Source organism: Bradyrhizobium sp. USDA 4341, from assembly GCF_054063755.1.
The window spans coordinates 2066087-2080770 of record NZ_JBSSGO010000002.1 but is presented as its reverse complement, the minus strand read 5'-3'; the positions used below and the strand labels follow the sequence as shown (position 1 = coordinate 2080770).

Annotated in this window: 12 protein-coding genes; 3 read left to right on the top strand and 9 right to left on the bottom strand. The window is 63.5% G+C overall.

The annotated features are described in order from the left end of the window. The first annotated feature begins 8 nt into the window (after window positions 1-8). A complete protein-coding gene (locus ACVIGB_RS15885) occupies window positions 9-641 on the top strand; it encodes an invasion associated locus B family protein (protein WP_456721915.1) in 633 nt (210 codons plus the stop codon). On the opposite strand, the gene ACVIGB_RS15880 is transcribed toward ACVIGB_RS15885, so the two are convergent. The 7 genes from ACVIGB_RS15880 to ACVIGB_RS15850 form a co-directional block, all read right to left on the bottom strand. Continuing rightward, the gene (locus tag ACVIGB_RS15880; RefSeq protein WP_456721916.1) at window positions 626-1639 is read right to left on the bottom strand and encodes an ABC transporter ATP-binding protein; all 1014 of its coding nucleotides are present in this window, start codon (window positions 1637-1639) and stop codon (window positions 626-628) included. The genes ACVIGB_RS15885 and ACVIGB_RS15880 overlap by 16 nt on opposite strands. Further along, window positions 1632-2612, bottom strand: a complete 981-nt coding sequence (locus ACVIGB_RS15875; protein ID WP_456721917.1) for an ABC transporter ATP-binding protein — start codon at window positions 2610-2612, stop codon at window positions 1632-1634. The genes ACVIGB_RS15880 and ACVIGB_RS15875 overlap by 8 nt, the downstream gene beginning before the upstream one ends. Continuing rightward, a complete protein-coding gene (locus ACVIGB_RS15870; protein WP_229163981.1) occupies window positions 2609-3430 on the bottom strand; it encodes an ABC transporter permease in 822 nt (273 codons plus the stop codon). Before ACVIGB_RS15870 ends, ACVIGB_RS15875 begins: the two co-directional genes overlap by 4 nt. 67 nt (window positions 3431-3497) lie before the next feature. Then, window positions 3498-4433 (bottom strand): ABC transporter permease, encoded by a 936-nt coding sequence (locus ACVIGB_RS15865; RefSeq protein WP_092115636.1) that lies wholly within the window; start codon window positions 4431-4433, stop codon window positions 3498-3500. 61 nt (window positions 4434-4494) lie between these two features. Further along, the gene (locus ACVIGB_RS15860) at window positions 4495-6084 is read right to left on the bottom strand and encodes an ABC transporter substrate-binding protein (RefSeq protein ID WP_456721918.1); all 1590 of its coding nucleotides are present in this window, start codon (window positions 6082-6084) and stop codon (window positions 4495-4497) included. Between the two features lie 958 nt (window positions 6085-7042). Continuing rightward, on the bottom strand, window positions 7043-7981 hold the full coding sequence (locus ACVIGB_RS15855) for a GAF domain-containing protein (RefSeq protein WP_456721919.1): 939 nt from the start codon (window positions 7979-7981) through the stop codon (window positions 7043-7045). Between the two features lie 112 nt (window positions 7982-8093). After that, window positions 8094-8888 (bottom strand): class II aldolase/adducin family protein, encoded by a 795-nt coding sequence (locus ACVIGB_RS15850; RefSeq protein ID WP_456721920.1) that lies wholly within the window; start codon window positions 8886-8888, stop codon window positions 8094-8096. A gap of 189 nt (window positions 8889-9077) precedes the next feature. On the opposite strand from ACVIGB_RS15850, the gene ACVIGB_RS15845 reads away from it, so the two are divergent. After that, window positions 9078-10574: a M81 family metallopeptidase gene (locus ACVIGB_RS15845; protein WP_456721921.1), complete on the top strand. Its 1497-nt coding sequence runs from the start codon at window positions 9078-9080 to the stop codon at window positions 10572-10574. Beyond that, window positions 10571-11581, top strand: coding sequence for a glutathione S-transferase N-terminal domain-containing protein (locus ACVIGB_RS15840; RefSeq protein ID WP_456721922.1), 1011 nt, complete (start codon window positions 10571-10573; stop codon window positions 11579-11581). Before ACVIGB_RS15845 ends, ACVIGB_RS15840 begins: the two co-directional genes overlap by 4 nt. A 39-nt stretch (window positions 11582-11620) precedes the next feature. On the opposite strand, the gene ACVIGB_RS15835 is transcribed toward ACVIGB_RS15840, so the two are convergent. Both ACVIGB_RS15835 and ACVIGB_RS15830 read right to left on the bottom strand, forming a co-directional pair. Continuing rightward, on the bottom strand, window positions 11621-12250 hold the full coding sequence (locus tag ACVIGB_RS15835) for a DsbA family protein (protein ID WP_456721923.1): 630 nt from the start codon (window positions 12248-12250) through the stop codon (window positions 11621-11623). Window positions 12251-12755: 505 nt separating this feature from the next. Further along, entirely contained in the window at window positions 12756-14678 is a 1923-nt protein-coding gene (locus ACVIGB_RS15830; RefSeq protein ID WP_456721924.1) for a flavin-containing monooxygenase, read from the bottom strand. Window positions 14679-14684: the final 6 nt, after the last annotated feature.

The following is a 14684-nucleotide window of genomic DNA, read 5'->3' as shown; positions in this document are numbered from 1 at the left end:
GCGAAGGCATGGTGAGAGTCAGCGCAACAGACAGACGTCTTCGGGCGATCGCGGCTCTCGTCGTCATCGCCGGCATCGGTTCGGCGCAGGCCGCTCGAACGTCTGACAAATCGGACGCCAGCGGGGGCACGGTCTCGATTCCGATCGACACTAGGAGCCAGACGTCCGCGATGGAGGGCGTGGTCCGCCCCGTCCAGCTTCCCAAGGGCGCATCAGCGGTCAGCGAGACCTACGGAGACTGGATCGTCAAATGCCTGCTCGATGGCGGTGCCAGGCTCTGCACCCTGGGTCAGGCGCAGACCTCCAAGGAGACCAATCAGCAAATCTTCGCCATCGAGCTGATTGCCAGGGACGGGAAGGCCGAAGGCAACATCCTGATGCCGTTCGGGCTGAAGTTCGACGCCGGAGCCGTCCTCAAGCTCGACGGCAAGGATCTGGAGCAGACCCGGTTCTCCACCTGCACCGCGCAAGGGTGTTTGCTTCCGGTTTCCTTTCCGACGGTCGTGACCGACACCATCAGCAAGGCCAAGACGCTCACCGTCGCCGCGCAGAACATCAGTAACGGGCAGGCCGTCGTCTTCAATGTCCCTCTCAACGGCTTCGCCGCGGCGCTGGAACGGACCATTCAGCTTGGAGGCTGACTGGCAATCTCGTCAGCTCGCCAGCACCGGACCGCGTGCCCATCGGCGCGCGTTTGAATCGAAGGCCCGGGCTCGCGCTGGCACACCGCTTCGGCGAAGCGACAGCGTGGACTGAATGCACATCCGTCCGGCGGATTGAGGGGATTGGGAAGCTCGCCCCTTGTCGTCGCGAGCGGTGCGCGGCGTAGCGGATCGGGAATCGCGGCGATCAGGGTCTGCGTATACGGGTGGGCCGGCCGCTCGAAGATCTCGCGCCAGCCGCCCATCTCCACAATGCGGCCGAGATACATGACCGCGACCATGTCGCTCATGTGCTCGACCACGCCGAGATCGTGGCTGATCATGATGTAAGAGAGGCCGAGACTCTCTTTCAATTCCAGCAGCAGATTGATGATCTGGGCACGGATCGAGACATCGAGCGCCGAGACCGGTTCGTCGCAGATGACGATCTTGGGATTGAGGATCAGGGCGCGGGCGATGCCGATGCGCTGGCGCTGGCCACCCGAGAATTCATGCGGGTAGCGGCCGGCCTGCTCGGGCCGCAGGCCGACATGTTTGAGCATCGCCGCAATGCGTCCGTCGATCTCGCTTTGGGCCGTCACGCCATGCAGGCGCAACGGGTCTTCAAGCGTGCGGCGAACGGTCTGGCGCGGATTGAGCGAGGCGTAGGGATCCTGAAACACCATTTGGGCGGTACGGGCCAGGAGCTTTCGATCGACCGATCGCTGGCCCGTCACGACGTGGCCGTCGAGCACGATCCTGCCTCGCGTCGGCGTCAGCAGCCCAAGCAGCGAAAGGGCGACGGTCGACTTGCCGCAGCCGGATTCGCCGACGAGACCGAGGCACTCGCCGCGCTTCAGTTCGAGATCGATGCCGTCGACCGCGCGCAGCAGCCGCTGGCCGCCGCCCAGCAAGCCGCCGCCGAGCGGAAAATGCACCGCGAGATCCTCCACGCGGAGGATGACATCGTCGCCAGGCTTCGCCGCGGCTTCATGCATGGTGGTGGCACCTGACAAGCCCGCCTGCAGCGAGCCATGTCGTTTCCGGTGCGGTGGTCCGGCAGATCTCGGTCGCCTGCGCGCAACGCGGATTGAAGCGGCAGCCGCTTGGAAAGTCCGCGATCGCCGGGACGACGCCGGCGATCTCCCTGAGCCGCGACCGGCCGAGCGCTGCGCGACTCCCCAGCCGCGGCAGCGAGTCGACCAGGCCTTGCGTGTAGGGATGCGCGCAGGCGCGGAAGATGTCGTCCGAGCCGCGTTCCTCGACAATGCGACCGGCATACATGACGCCGACGCGGCGGCAGACGTTGGCGACCAGGCCCAGATCGTGGCTGATCATCAGGATCGCCGTGCCTCGCTCCGCGCACAGATTGCGCATCAGCTCGATGATTTCCGCCTGCACCGTCACGTCGAGCGCGGTGGTCGGCTCGTCTGCGATCAGAAGATCCGGATCGCATGCCAGCGCGATGGCGATCATCACGCGTTGGCGCATGCCGCCCGAAAGCTGGTGCGGGTAATCCTTCACCCGCCGCTCCGGTGCGGGGACGCGCACGTTCGCCAGCGCCTCGACAGCCAGCTGGTTTGCCTCGCGCCAGCTCTTGCCCTTGTGCAGCACGAACATCTCCGCGATCTGCCGGCCGACGGGCGATACCGGATTGAGCGCCGTCATCGGCTCCTGGAAGATCATGGCGATGCGGTTGCCGCGCAGCGCCCGCTGCTCGGCCGCGGAAAGTCCCTGAATCTCGCGGCCCTCGAACCGTATCGCGCCGGCGGCGACCGAGAGCGGCCGCCGCAGCAGGCCGATCAAGGCGAGCGCCGTAATGCTCTTGCCGCAGCCGGACTCGCCGACAAGGCCGAATGTCTCGCCACGATCGATCCGGAACGAAACGCCCTCGACCGCCGCAACATGCTTGGCGCCGTCGTCGAGATCGATGCGCAAATCCTCGACTTCGATCAGCGGAGCGGCCGTCATGCGCGCCGGCTCCGCGACTGTGGATCCAGCACGTCACGCAAGCCATCGCCGAGCAGATTGAGGCCCAGTACCGTCAGGAAGATGGCGAGGCCTGGGAATACCGACAGCCATGGCGCCGTGGTGATCTGGTCGCGCGCCTCCGACAGCATGCTGCCCCAGCTCGGATAGGGTGGACGGATGCCGAGGCCGAGGAACGAAAGCGAAGCTTCGGCCAGTACCGCCCCGCCCATGCCGAGGGTGCCGATGACAATGATGGGGCCGACCATGTTCGGCAGCAGCTGCGTGATCATGATGCGCAAATCCCCATAGCCGAGCACTCGCGCAGCCTGCACATAGCCCTGGCTCTTGAGCGACAGCGTCGAGGCGCGTGCGATCCGGCAGGTGAAGGACCAGTTGGTCAATCCGAGCGCGATCAGGAGGCTCGTCAGGCCGGGTCCAAGCACCGCCATGATTGCGAGTGCGAAGATCAGCGAGGGGATCGCCAGCATCAGATTGGTCAGCCCGTTGACGACATCGTCCCACCAGCCGCCCCAATAGCCCGCGGTCAGGCCTAGCGTCACGCCGATGACGCTATTGACGAGCTGCGAGACGATGCCGACCGTCAGCGAGATGCGCGCGCCATGCACGACGCGGGAATAGATGTCGCGACCCTGCGCATCGGTGCCGAACCACCAGATCCAGCTCGGCGGTTCTTCGGCATTCATGAGGTTGGCGCCCATGACCGGATCGGTATGTGCAAGCCAGGGCGCGAACAGGCCGACGAAGATCGCAAGCGCGAATAGCACCCCGCCGATGATCGCGCTGGTTCCAAGCTTCATCGCGGCCGCTCCGCTGTGGCAGGCTGCATGGTCGATCGTGCGCTGACGTGATAAGACTGGCCGCCGCTCATGCGTATCGGATCCTGGGGTCGATCACGCCGTAGAGCAGGTCAACCAATGTATTGACGGCGAGGAAGAACAGCACCACCACGAGAATGGTGCCCTGCACCGCGGGGATGTCGCGCTGCAGGACGCTGTCGACCAGCAGCGAGCCGATGCCCGGCCAGGAGAACAATTTCTCGACGACGACGGCTTGGCCCATCACGACGCCGAATTGCAGACCGATCGCCGTGAGAATGATGACGAGGGCATTGCGCATCACGTGCCACGTCACGACCCGGGTCTCGCTCATGCCCTTCGAACGCGCCGTCCGGACAAAATCCGCGGTCATGATCTCGAGCACCGCTGCCCGCGTCGTCCGCGCCAGCAGCGCCATCGGCGAGACGCCGAGGGTCACGGCAGGCAGAAGCAGATATTTGAGGCTGCCATCGCCATAGCCGAAACTCGGCAGCCAGCCGAGCTTCAATGCAAACAGATACATCAGCAAAAGCCCGAGCCAGAATTTGGCCATCGAGAGGCCGGACACCGCCAGGACCATCGAGAGCGTGTCGACGATGCTGCCCGGCTTCAGCGCGGCGATGAAACCGAGCGGAACGCCGACCGCAATGGCAAACGCCAGCGCTGCGAATATCAGCTGCAGCGTTGGCCACATCCGTTTGGCGACCATGGTCGTGACCGGCTCGCGGGTCCGGAACGAGGTCCCGAAATCACCTGTCGTGAGTTTGGCGACATAGGAGCCGAACCGCACGTAAACGGGATCGTCGAGGCCGAGCTGCTTTTTCATGCGTTCCACGACCTGCGGGTCCGTCGGGCCCCGGCCGTCATCACCCATGCTCGACACGATGCTGCCCGGAACGACGCTGAACAGCACGAAGATCACCAGCACGACAGCCAGGACGGTCGGAATGGTTTGCAGGACTCGACGGATCGCGAAGGAGAGCATTCGACGTTTTCCTCATCCCCTCCATCGTTTCACACGATGGAGGGAGAGCGATTGGCACCGGTCACTTCGCCGGCGAGGTGTCGTCGACCCAAAGGTCTTCGACGTTTTGATGGGTCAGTTCCGTCGCGTCCAGCTGGATTCCCTTGAGCCAGGGCTGCACCGCCATGACCGCCTTGTTGTAGTTGAAGAACCAGATCGGCGCTTCCTCCTGGAGCAGCGCATTGGCCTCTTGCAGCAACTGGACGCGCTTTGCGGCATCGTCGGTCTGGCCGGCTGCATCGATCATCTTGTCGAACTCCGCGTTCTTGAAAGTCGTATAGTTGCAGGCCGATTGCGGTGTCGCCGAGTGGAAGCATTTGAGCGCTGCCTGCGGATCCGGGCCGGTCGCCTGGGAATAGATAAAGGCCTGGAAGTCGCCCTTGCGAATGACCTCCGCCAGCACCGCGGTCTCGACCTGCTTGACCTTCACCTTGATGCCCACCTTGTCCAGCATCGGGATCGCGGCTTCGACGATCGGCAAGCCCCAGCTTTCGTTCTGACTGGTGGTCCATTCGAATTCAAAGCCTGAGGGATAGCCCGCTTCGGCGAGCAATTGCTTCGCCTTCGCAGGATCGTAAGGGTAGGGCTTCATGGCCTTGTCGTATGCCGGCGAGGTCAAAGGCAGCCAACTCGTGGCGCGATAGGCTTTGCCCTTGACCAGTTTGCTGATGATCAGATCGGCATCGATCGCGTAGTTGACGGCCTGCCGGACCCGCTTGTCGGAGAATGGCTTGAACGTGGGATTCATCCCCATATAGCGGGTGAAGACCTCGGCGACCTCGACGATGCTGCCCTTGAGGTTGGAGTCGGCCTGATAGGCGACATATTGCGCGGGCCCAAGCACCGAGGTGTCGATCTCCTTGTTGCGGAAGGCGACGTCGCGGGCGGCGGCTTCGCCCATCAGCGATACGACGAGCTTGTCGGCATATGGCTTGCCGGGCTTGTAGAACCGGTCCCAGCGTTCAAGCACGATGCGCGATCCCGGCACGTGCTCGACGAATTTGAATGGACCAAGACCGATCGGCTTCTGGAGGAAGCTCTCCTTGCCGCCCTCGTCGGCCGGATAGATCGAGGTCAACGCGGTGAAGAAATAGAAGGCGGGATCGACTTTCTCGGTCAGCTTCATTTCGAGGGTGAAGTCGTCGATCTTCTTCAGGCCGGAGATTTCCTTGGCTTGGCCCTTCTCGACCTCGGCCGCGCCCTCGATCAAGCGGACAAAGCGCGCACCGGGATAGGCCTTGGTGCCGTCCATGATGCGATTGTAGGACCAGATGATGTCGTCGGCCGTCATCTTGCGGCCGTTGTGGAAATAGGCGTCGTCGCGCAGCTTGAAGGTATGAACGAGGCCACCGCCCGAGACGGTGACCTCCTTGGCAAGTTCCAGAACCGGCTTGCCCTCGGTCGAGTCCCAGATGTAGAGCGAGCGGTGCAGAGCCTTGGCGTAGATCTCGTCCTGGGCGCGCGGTGTCGTGTGGATGTCCATGCTGGTGAAGCTGGAGCCATAGGGCGCGGTCATGCGAATGGTCCCGCCCTTGCGCGGGGTCTGGGCCTCCGCCGTGGCGGCGAGTGCGAGCCCGAGGCCAACCCCGATCGCAATCAACTTGAACTTCATGCTTCCCCCAACGATGCAGGAACATTCCGATCAGCGAGTTGACCATCGGCAGCACGTCAAGCGCAAGGTCCTCATGTCGCGTCGATGGCGACCGGCACCAAATAATTTGTGTCGCCGCGATGCGTGGGGCAGGAATATGGAAACGCTGCGGGTGCTGCGGGCGCCTACGGACATGATTTGACCGCGCCAGGACCTTGGCTGCAACTTGCGCGAGTATGTAAGCGATTGCGATTGAACGGATTTCGGCAAATCGGCGCTTCCGTCGTCGGGCAAATCAGTGATTCAATTCCGCCCGTCTCACCCGATTGAGGGGCGCGTCGCGATCGTCACGCGTGTTGCGGTGAGATGCGGTGGACGCGGATCATGCAAGCGACGACAGCATGTGAAGCGGACGGTGAAGTCGTGTGGTCCTGACGCCCCAGTGGCTGGTGTCCTCTTGCAAGATGCGCTTGCGTGTTGCGAGGGCGGTGACAAGCAAGCCTAGTCTAGCCGGGGAGAGCACGTATAAGCCGTAAGCCATCGCGCAGGGAAAGCCGGAGTCTCCGGTTACACCTGTGGTCCTACCCCCGGTGCTTTTTGTTGCACCGGACCCATGGGTGCAATCGGCACCCGGCTTTCCCTGCGCGCTCTGCGAACGGAGAGGGCGGAACGAGATGCAAGACTCGGGCAGATGTTGTCGCGAGAATGCGAAAGCATGACCCACAAACGGCGCAACATATCCGATGTCGTCCTGGCGAAAGCCAGGACCCATTACCCCAAATGTCAGTTGCGATGCGACGCTGGGGCCACGGCCCCTCTCTCAAATATCGGTGGTTATGGGTCCTGGCTTTCGCCAGGACGACGATTGGGCAGATGGCGGGCTCGTATCTCTGCCGTCATGCCCACGCGATGGCGAACACTTTGCGCGGGCATGACGGGGCGGATAGCTCCGCGCGATCTTGGACATTCATTCCAATCCCTAAAGATACCAGGCCAGCACCGCCTTGAGCCGGGCGTTCTCGATCACCGGCAGCGCGACCACCTGGTTCATGCCGGAGCCACGCGCCAGGGTAGCCGCGATCGATTCATCCTGCTTCAGATGCTCGGTGAGTGCGGGCATGCCGGTGGCCCATGCGCCGCCGATGCTGCCTTCACCCCGGCTGATCGTCTTGGCCGCATAGAGCGTGGCGAGATTGGACTGCTCGCTGCAGTCGCCGGAGTGAAACACCAGCGCCGACCGCGCTTCGTTCGGCACCCAGATCTCGAACCGGCGTGCGATCGGCGTTGCCTGGGCCGACAGGAATGTCACCACCCAGGTCTGGTCGCCGGTTGTGTAGGGGATGCCGACACCGCAACTGATGCCGATTTCGGATGCGTCCTCCCAGCGCAGGAATCCCTTGGAATTGTGCAGGTCCTTGATGATCAGCGGCATGCCGGCCTTCCAGGTCCGGCCGGTCAGGCCGAAGCCGCGCGGGAATTTGGTGTGACGCGAGTTGAACTCGAACATGTCGGCGGTGCCGTAGTAGCCGTCGACCAGCGCCATCTCGTGGGATTTGTTGGGATCGTTGTGCCAAAGTTCGATCGCGCCGACATGCTTCCTGTCGTCACCGCAGAGCAGCACCATCACCGCCATCAGGAATTCGCCGGCGAACACCGGAAGCGCGACGCCGCAGGTCAGGCCGGCTTCGCGCGCCTCGTCGGTTCGCTTGAAATAGGAATTGGCGAATTCGGTCAGGATGACCGGATGGCCGCTCGCCCAGGCCTTGCCGGGAAGGCCCTCGTCATAGGCGAACAGCGCGTTCTCGCTGATCGCGTTGAACTCGGCGAACTCGGAGCTGTGCAGGCTGCCGCCGAATTCCAGCCGCGTCCGCGTTGGATCGGGCACCCAGAGCTCAACAACGCGAATGAAGGTTTTCATCGCACGCACCTGCCGTCTCGCCGACGGCTAGCATCGGCGATGTCACGGCAAAATGTGCGCTCAAATAGCGGGCAAGCGACGCCCAAAGTTGATGCGAAGGCGCGATTTCGTCTCAGTCCTGGTACGACGGATCGACGCGATCGAGCTTGCGGAGCAGCGCCGGCCAGGCGAGTTCGCCGTTGCGCGCGGCGCGGCCGGGCTTGGGCAGCATCCGCTCATAGGTGTCTTCGAGGATGTTTTGCGGCGGATAGATCAGCTTGGTGTTGCAGGACAGCGCCATCACCTGGGTCTGGCAGGCGCGCTCGAGCCGGAACAGCACGTTGAAGGCGGCGGGCACGGTGCGGCCGACGACGAGTAGGCCATGGTTGCGCAGAATCATCGCCTCGTGGTCGCCGAGGTCGCGCACCAGCCGCTCGCGTTCGTCGACATTGTCGGCGATGCCTTCGAAGTCGTGATAGGCGATGCGCAGGAAGCGCATCGAGGTCTGCGCCAGCGGCAGCAGGCCGCATTCCATCGCGGAGACCGCCATGCCGGCCGGCGTGTGGGTGTGCGCGACGCAGTCCATGTCGTGCTTGGCCATGTGGATGGCGCTGTGAATCACGAAGCCGGCGACGTTGACATCATAGTCGGTGGCGTTGAGCAGCGTGTTGCCCTCGACATCGACCTTGATCAGGCTGGAGGCGTCGATCTCCTCATACAGCATGCCATAGGCATTGATCAGGAACTGGTCGGTGGTGCCGGGCACGCGGCAGGAGATGTGGTTCGCGATCATCTCGGTCATGCCGTACATCGCCGTCAGCCGATAGCAGGCGGCGAGATCGACACGGGCCTGCCACTCCTCGGCGCTCACCTGCTCGCGAACGGATTTCACGACCTTGATCGCGGGCGAGCTGACGGGGGGATTCATGGCGTTCTCTCCTTGAGACATCTGCGGGGCCGGGGCCCGATCGTTGGCGTGGACCATAGCAGAATCGGCACGGCGGCAAGCCGCGCCGCGTCTGCTTATTTGCAGGTCTGGCGGGCAAAAACCGAATGCGGCATTGGCGCACCGCGCCTTCGATGCCAGTATGCGGAGAAACAGTCGAGGCGCACCAAAATGAGCGATCGCAAGATACGTATCGCCGTCCTGCATTTCTCCCACGAAACCGTCTCGTTCCTGCCGAACGAGACCACGCTCGACGACTTCATCTATCCGGGCTCGCCGGCCAAAGGTGAAGCGCTGCTGCAGTTCGATCCGAAGAACTACATGGGCGGCTTCGTGCAGGTGGCGCGCGAGTTCTCCGAGGTCGAACTGGTCGGCATCGAGTCCCCGCTCTGGCCGAAGACCTATACTGGGTCGGGCTGGATCACCCAGGAAGCCTACCGGACCTTCACCGGCAAGATGATTGCCGGGCTCAAGGAGGAGGGGCCGTTCGACGGGGTCTATCTGTGCCTGCATGGCGCGATGGCCGTGCGCGACGTGCCGCGGCCCGAGGCCGATCTGGCGCGGCAGGTCCGCGAGGTGGTCGGCCGCTCCGCCTTCATCGCCGCGACCTTCGACCCGCACGGCAATGAGGATGAGGCGTTCCTCGAACAAGCCGACATGGCGTTCGCCGTCAAATACTTCCCGCACTATGATGCGCATCTGCAAGGCGAACGGGCGGCGCGCATGCTGGTGCGGGCGATCCGCGGCGACTACAGACCGGCGCACAAGACCATCAAGGTTCCCGTGATCTCTCCCACCGTGCTGCAATGGACCGGTGCGCGGCCGTGGATGGATCTCGTGCAGCGCGCGCTGGTGTGGGAGGCCCGCGAGGTCGACGTCTATGTCAACATCTTCTTCGGCTTCCCATTCGCCGATGTTCCCGATGTCGGCATGACCGTGCAGGTCCTGACCAACGACAACCCAAAGCTCGCCGAGCAGGTTGCGCGCGATCTCGCCGGCACGATCTGGCGGCTGCGCGAGGCCTTGCTGCAATCGACCAAGCTCCACAGCATCACCAAGGGCGTCGCGTTGGCCAGGCAGGCCGTCGCCGATGGCAACACGCCGGCGGTGCTGGCCGATCACAGCGACCGGTCGGGATCGGCGACCTGGCTGCTGCGCGAGATCATCGCGCAGGACCTCGCCAACACCGTGATCGCGACCATTGCCGATGCCAGGGCGACGGCAAGCCTGAAGGCGGCCGGCGCCAAGGCCGGCGATGCCTTCGACATGGAGATCGGCGGCCGTGCCGACGAGTCGGCGGGCGATCCGGTTCGCATTCAGGGCACGATCTCGGCTGCAGCCGAGGGGTACGGGCAGTTCTGGGTCTGCGTGCGCTTCGGCCGCAACAATGTGCTGATCCTCTCCACCTATCTGGTGCAGATCATGGAGCCGTTCTCGCTGAAAGCGCTGGTGCCTGACATCGGTGGATTCGAGGTCATGGCGATCAAGTCTCGGGTGCACTTTCGGCGCGGCTTCGACGACAACGGCTTTGCCAAGACGATCGTGCTGGTCGAGCCGGATGAGCCGTTCCTCGGCACGACGCGGCTCGACAAGCTCCCTTACAGGAATGTCGACCTCACACGGTTCTATCCGTACGGCAATCCGGCGTTTTCGGAGGGGGCGTCATGACGGAAGGCCGCTACCGCCTGATTGGCTCGACCGCATCGCCCTATGCGATCAAGTTGCGCGCGCTGATGCGCTACCGGCGGATTCCGCACGACTGGGTCATCATGACCAAAGCGTTGCGCGCGGCGACCGCGCATCTGAAGCCGATGCTGATCCCGGTGCTGCAATATCCCGACGGCAGCTATCACGGCGAGACCACGACGCTGGCCTATGATCTGGAGGCTCGTCACCAGGGGCGGTCGGTGATCCCGGAGGATAAGGCCACAGCCTTCGTCTGCGATCTGCTCGAGGACCTCGCCGACGAATGGGCAGTGAAGCCGCTGTTTCTGTATCGCTGGTGGGATCCGGAAGATCAGACCTATGTCTCGCGCTGGGCCGGCGAGGAGTGGTCGACGTCGGAGGCCGCGGCCGGCAGCCGCGCGGAGATCGAGGAATTCCGGCAGCGGCAGATTTCGCGCATGGTCATTCTCGGCGCCACCGAGGAGAACCGTCCGCTGCTCGAGGAGAGCTATCGCCGGACGCTTGCGGCGTTCGAACCGCATGTTGGCATGAGGAATTATCTGTTCGGCAGCCGGCCGTCGCTGGCGGATTTCGCCTGGTTCGGCCAGCTCAGCGAGATGGCGACCGACCCGACTCCGATGCGGATCATGCGCGAGCGCGCGCCGTTCGCCGATCACTGGGTGCGCCGGCTCGATGATGCCTCCGGTGTGGAGGGCGACTGGTATCCGCGCGAGCAGGCGCTCGGCGGATTCGCCGAGGCGCTGCTGCGGATCGCGGGCGAACTCTATCTGCCGTTCCTTGCCGCTAACGCGGATGCATTCGCCAAAGGCCTCGCGCGCCTTGAGATCAGCGTCTGGGGACTGCCTTACGCGCTGGCGCCATTCAAATACCAGGTCAAGTGCCTGCAGCAGCTGCGCGAGAAATTTGCAGCACTGGATGCCGGCGATCGGGCGGCGTTGAAGTCCGTGCTGGAACGCACCGGATGCTGGGCGATCCTGGATGGAGGGTGATCGATCAGGGACGTTAAGCAGATTAGAAACGCCCGTCGTCTAGGTTCGATGCCTGCTGCCGAGCGCGACCGCGACCGAGTCCGGATGCCTGATCCGCTCGATCAGCATGTCGATGCGGTCGCCGCCCCAGAACAGTTCGCCGTTGAACACGATGCTGGGCACGCCGAAAACGCCGAGCGCTTCGGCCTCGTCGATGATGCGATCGTGTTCTGCGCGGGCAGGGCCGCGAACGTAGGCCTCGAAGGCCTCAGTGGAACCGCCGATCGCGGAAATCACGCCGGCGATCTCCGACAACTCGTCGATCTCCAGCTCGTGGTTCCAGAACCTCCGGAACACCGTGTCATGATAGGGCCGGAACAGCCCATGGCGTTGCGCGAACAGCATTCCGGCGCTGGAGTAGAAGGCGTCGTAGATCCGGCGCGGGCCCTTCATGGTCAGTCCCTGCGCATTGGCGAACCGCCGCGCATCCATGTAGGAGTAGCGCACCTTGCGCCAGAAATGCGGCGTGCGCGCCTCGACCGTGCCCATGAACTCGGGAATGCGAAGCGTGTAGGGCAGCCATTCCAGCTCGACGCCAAAGGTCTCCTCGAGCTCGAACAGCCGCTTGTTGGCGACATAGGCATAGGGAGACTTGTAGTCGGTGTAGATGCGTACAAGCGGCTTTTCCATCATCGCTCCTCACTCCGCGAGGACAATTGTTCCCGATCCCGCGCGGTGACGCAATGCGGTGCGACGAGGGAGAGATGGCGCGCAAACGAATGGGCCCCGGTGCATTCAAGCATCGCGGGGCCCTGCTACTTCGTTTTAGCGAAGGATCTCTGGTGTAGACCAGTGGTGTTTCGGGATCTAAAAGCGCTTGGCCTTTGCGCTCTCGTCCTGCGGATACGTTCAGATTGTCGGCAGTGCACGCGGCTAGCAGCTGCTGTTCGCCTCAACGTGCACCGAGACCTTGCCGCTGAGCAAGGTCGCTGGCTTTCGCCGGTGGCGTCATGCTCCTCTCCAAGGGTGGGCCGACGGACCTCTGTCCGCTTCTCTGCCTGACGGCCGATTCCAAAATCGTCCGTCAATTCCTGCGACGCGGGGAGCAGCCGCTCCCGCACCCCAACAGGTGCAGTCGCCGAAATGCTGCGGCAGATATCGCCTGCTGTCAAGTTAACGAGCGGGGTAATTCAGGTCAGCTTTCCTGTCGCGCCTTGGTCTTTCGATACTGCGTGAAGTCCGGATCATGCGTCATTTTCCAGTAGTCGACGAACCGCCACGGCATTGCCGAGAACACCCGGCCGCTTCTGTTGCGGTAGTAGGTCGTCATGCCCGGATGCGTCCAGATCAGCTGCTCATGCTCGGCATCGACGTTGCGGATGTATTCGTCATGCGCGTCGGGATGCACGTCGATCGCAGCGATATCGTTCTCGATCATCTCGACGAGACAGGCGGAGATGTAGCGGCTCTGGCATTCCGACTGGAAGATTACGCTGCCGCCATGCGCGGGTCCCGAGTTGGGGCCGAGCATCAGAAACAAATTAGGGAAGTCGGGCACGGTGAGACCGAGATACGCGGTCGGATTGTCGTGGTGCCACGCCTGCTTGAGGTTCTTGCCGTCGCGGCCGGTGATGTTGAGACGCGCGGCCATCTCGGAGACCTTGAAGCCGGTCGAGATCACGATGACATCGTGCGGCCGGGATGTGCCGTCGGCCGTGACGATTCCGTCCGCAGCGAAATGGTCGATCTTGTCGGTGACCAGCTCGACATTCGGCCTGGTCAGCGTCTTGAACCAGTTGTTGTCAAGCAGGATGCGCTTGCCGTAAGGCGGATAGGTCGGCATGCACTTCTCGATCAAATCAGGGCGGTCCTTCAGCTCGGAGAGGATGAAGTCGGCCAGCTCCTGGCGATGCCGGTCGTTGCCCTTGTTGACGGCGCGGTCCGGATGCGGCCAGGCCGGATCCTTGCGCAGGAACGGCAGCAGCCCGTCGCCGTAACGCCAGAACATGTTGAAGCGATACCACTGCACATAGAACGGCAGATGGGCGAGCAGCCACTGCGCGCCGTCAGTGATCGGGTCGGAATAGCCCTTCACCGGCCGCGCCCACTGCGCGGTGCGCTGGTAGACGGTGACCGAGGCGACGCGGTCGGCGATCGACGGCACCAGTTGCATCGCAGTCGCGCCGGTACCGATCACGGCGACATGCTTGCCGTCGAGTTTGATGTCGTCGGACCACAGCGCCGAATGAACCTTTTGGCCGGTGAAATCCCCGTCTCCCTTGAAAGGGGCAGGCGAGGGATCGTTGAGTTGCCCGATCGCGCTGACCAGCGCGGTGGACTCGAAGGTCTCTTCACCGCTCGGGGTCTTCAGCGTCGAGATCCAGCGGCGCTTGCCTTCGTCCCAGCGCGAGGCGACGAGCTCGGTCGAGAGGCGGACGTGCTCGCGGATGCCGTATTCGCGCACGACCTTGAGCAGATAGTCGAGCAATTCCTGGCGCTGCGCAAAATAACGCGTCCACGGATTGCGGGCGCCGAACGAGAAGGAATAGGAGTGGTTCGGCGTATCGACGCCGCAACCGGGGTAGCGGTTGACGTACCAGGTGCCGCCGATCTCGTCCTGCTTCTCGACGATCGTATAGGGAATGCCGAGCCGTCCCAGCGCAACGCCGAGCGCGATCGCGCAGACACCGGCGCCGACGATCAGCACATGCTGCTGCGCCAGTCGTTCGTCGGAAGGGCGCTCGCGCCATCGGGCCTCGCGGGGAACGAATCCCATCTCCTCACGCATCAACGGGGCATATTCCGGCGCGACGTTCTCGCCGAGCGTCGCGCGCATCATCCGCAGCATCAGCTCATCGCCGGGATCGGTGATGACGGGTTTCGGCGTTCCGTTCGCGAACAGGTTCAGGACGGCGGCGCGGATCTCGTCCTGGATCTCCTTCGGCACGCCGGCATCCGGATCGGGGATCAGGCGGACGTCGCGCTTCGGCTTGTACGGCGGCTCGAGCCACTTCTCGTCGCCGGTCATGTGCACCAGCACCATCAGCAGCACGCGGATATCGCCCTCGGCGATGGCGGAGGACAGATCGAGGTGTTGGCGCGAAAGCTCGATATTCATGCGTTG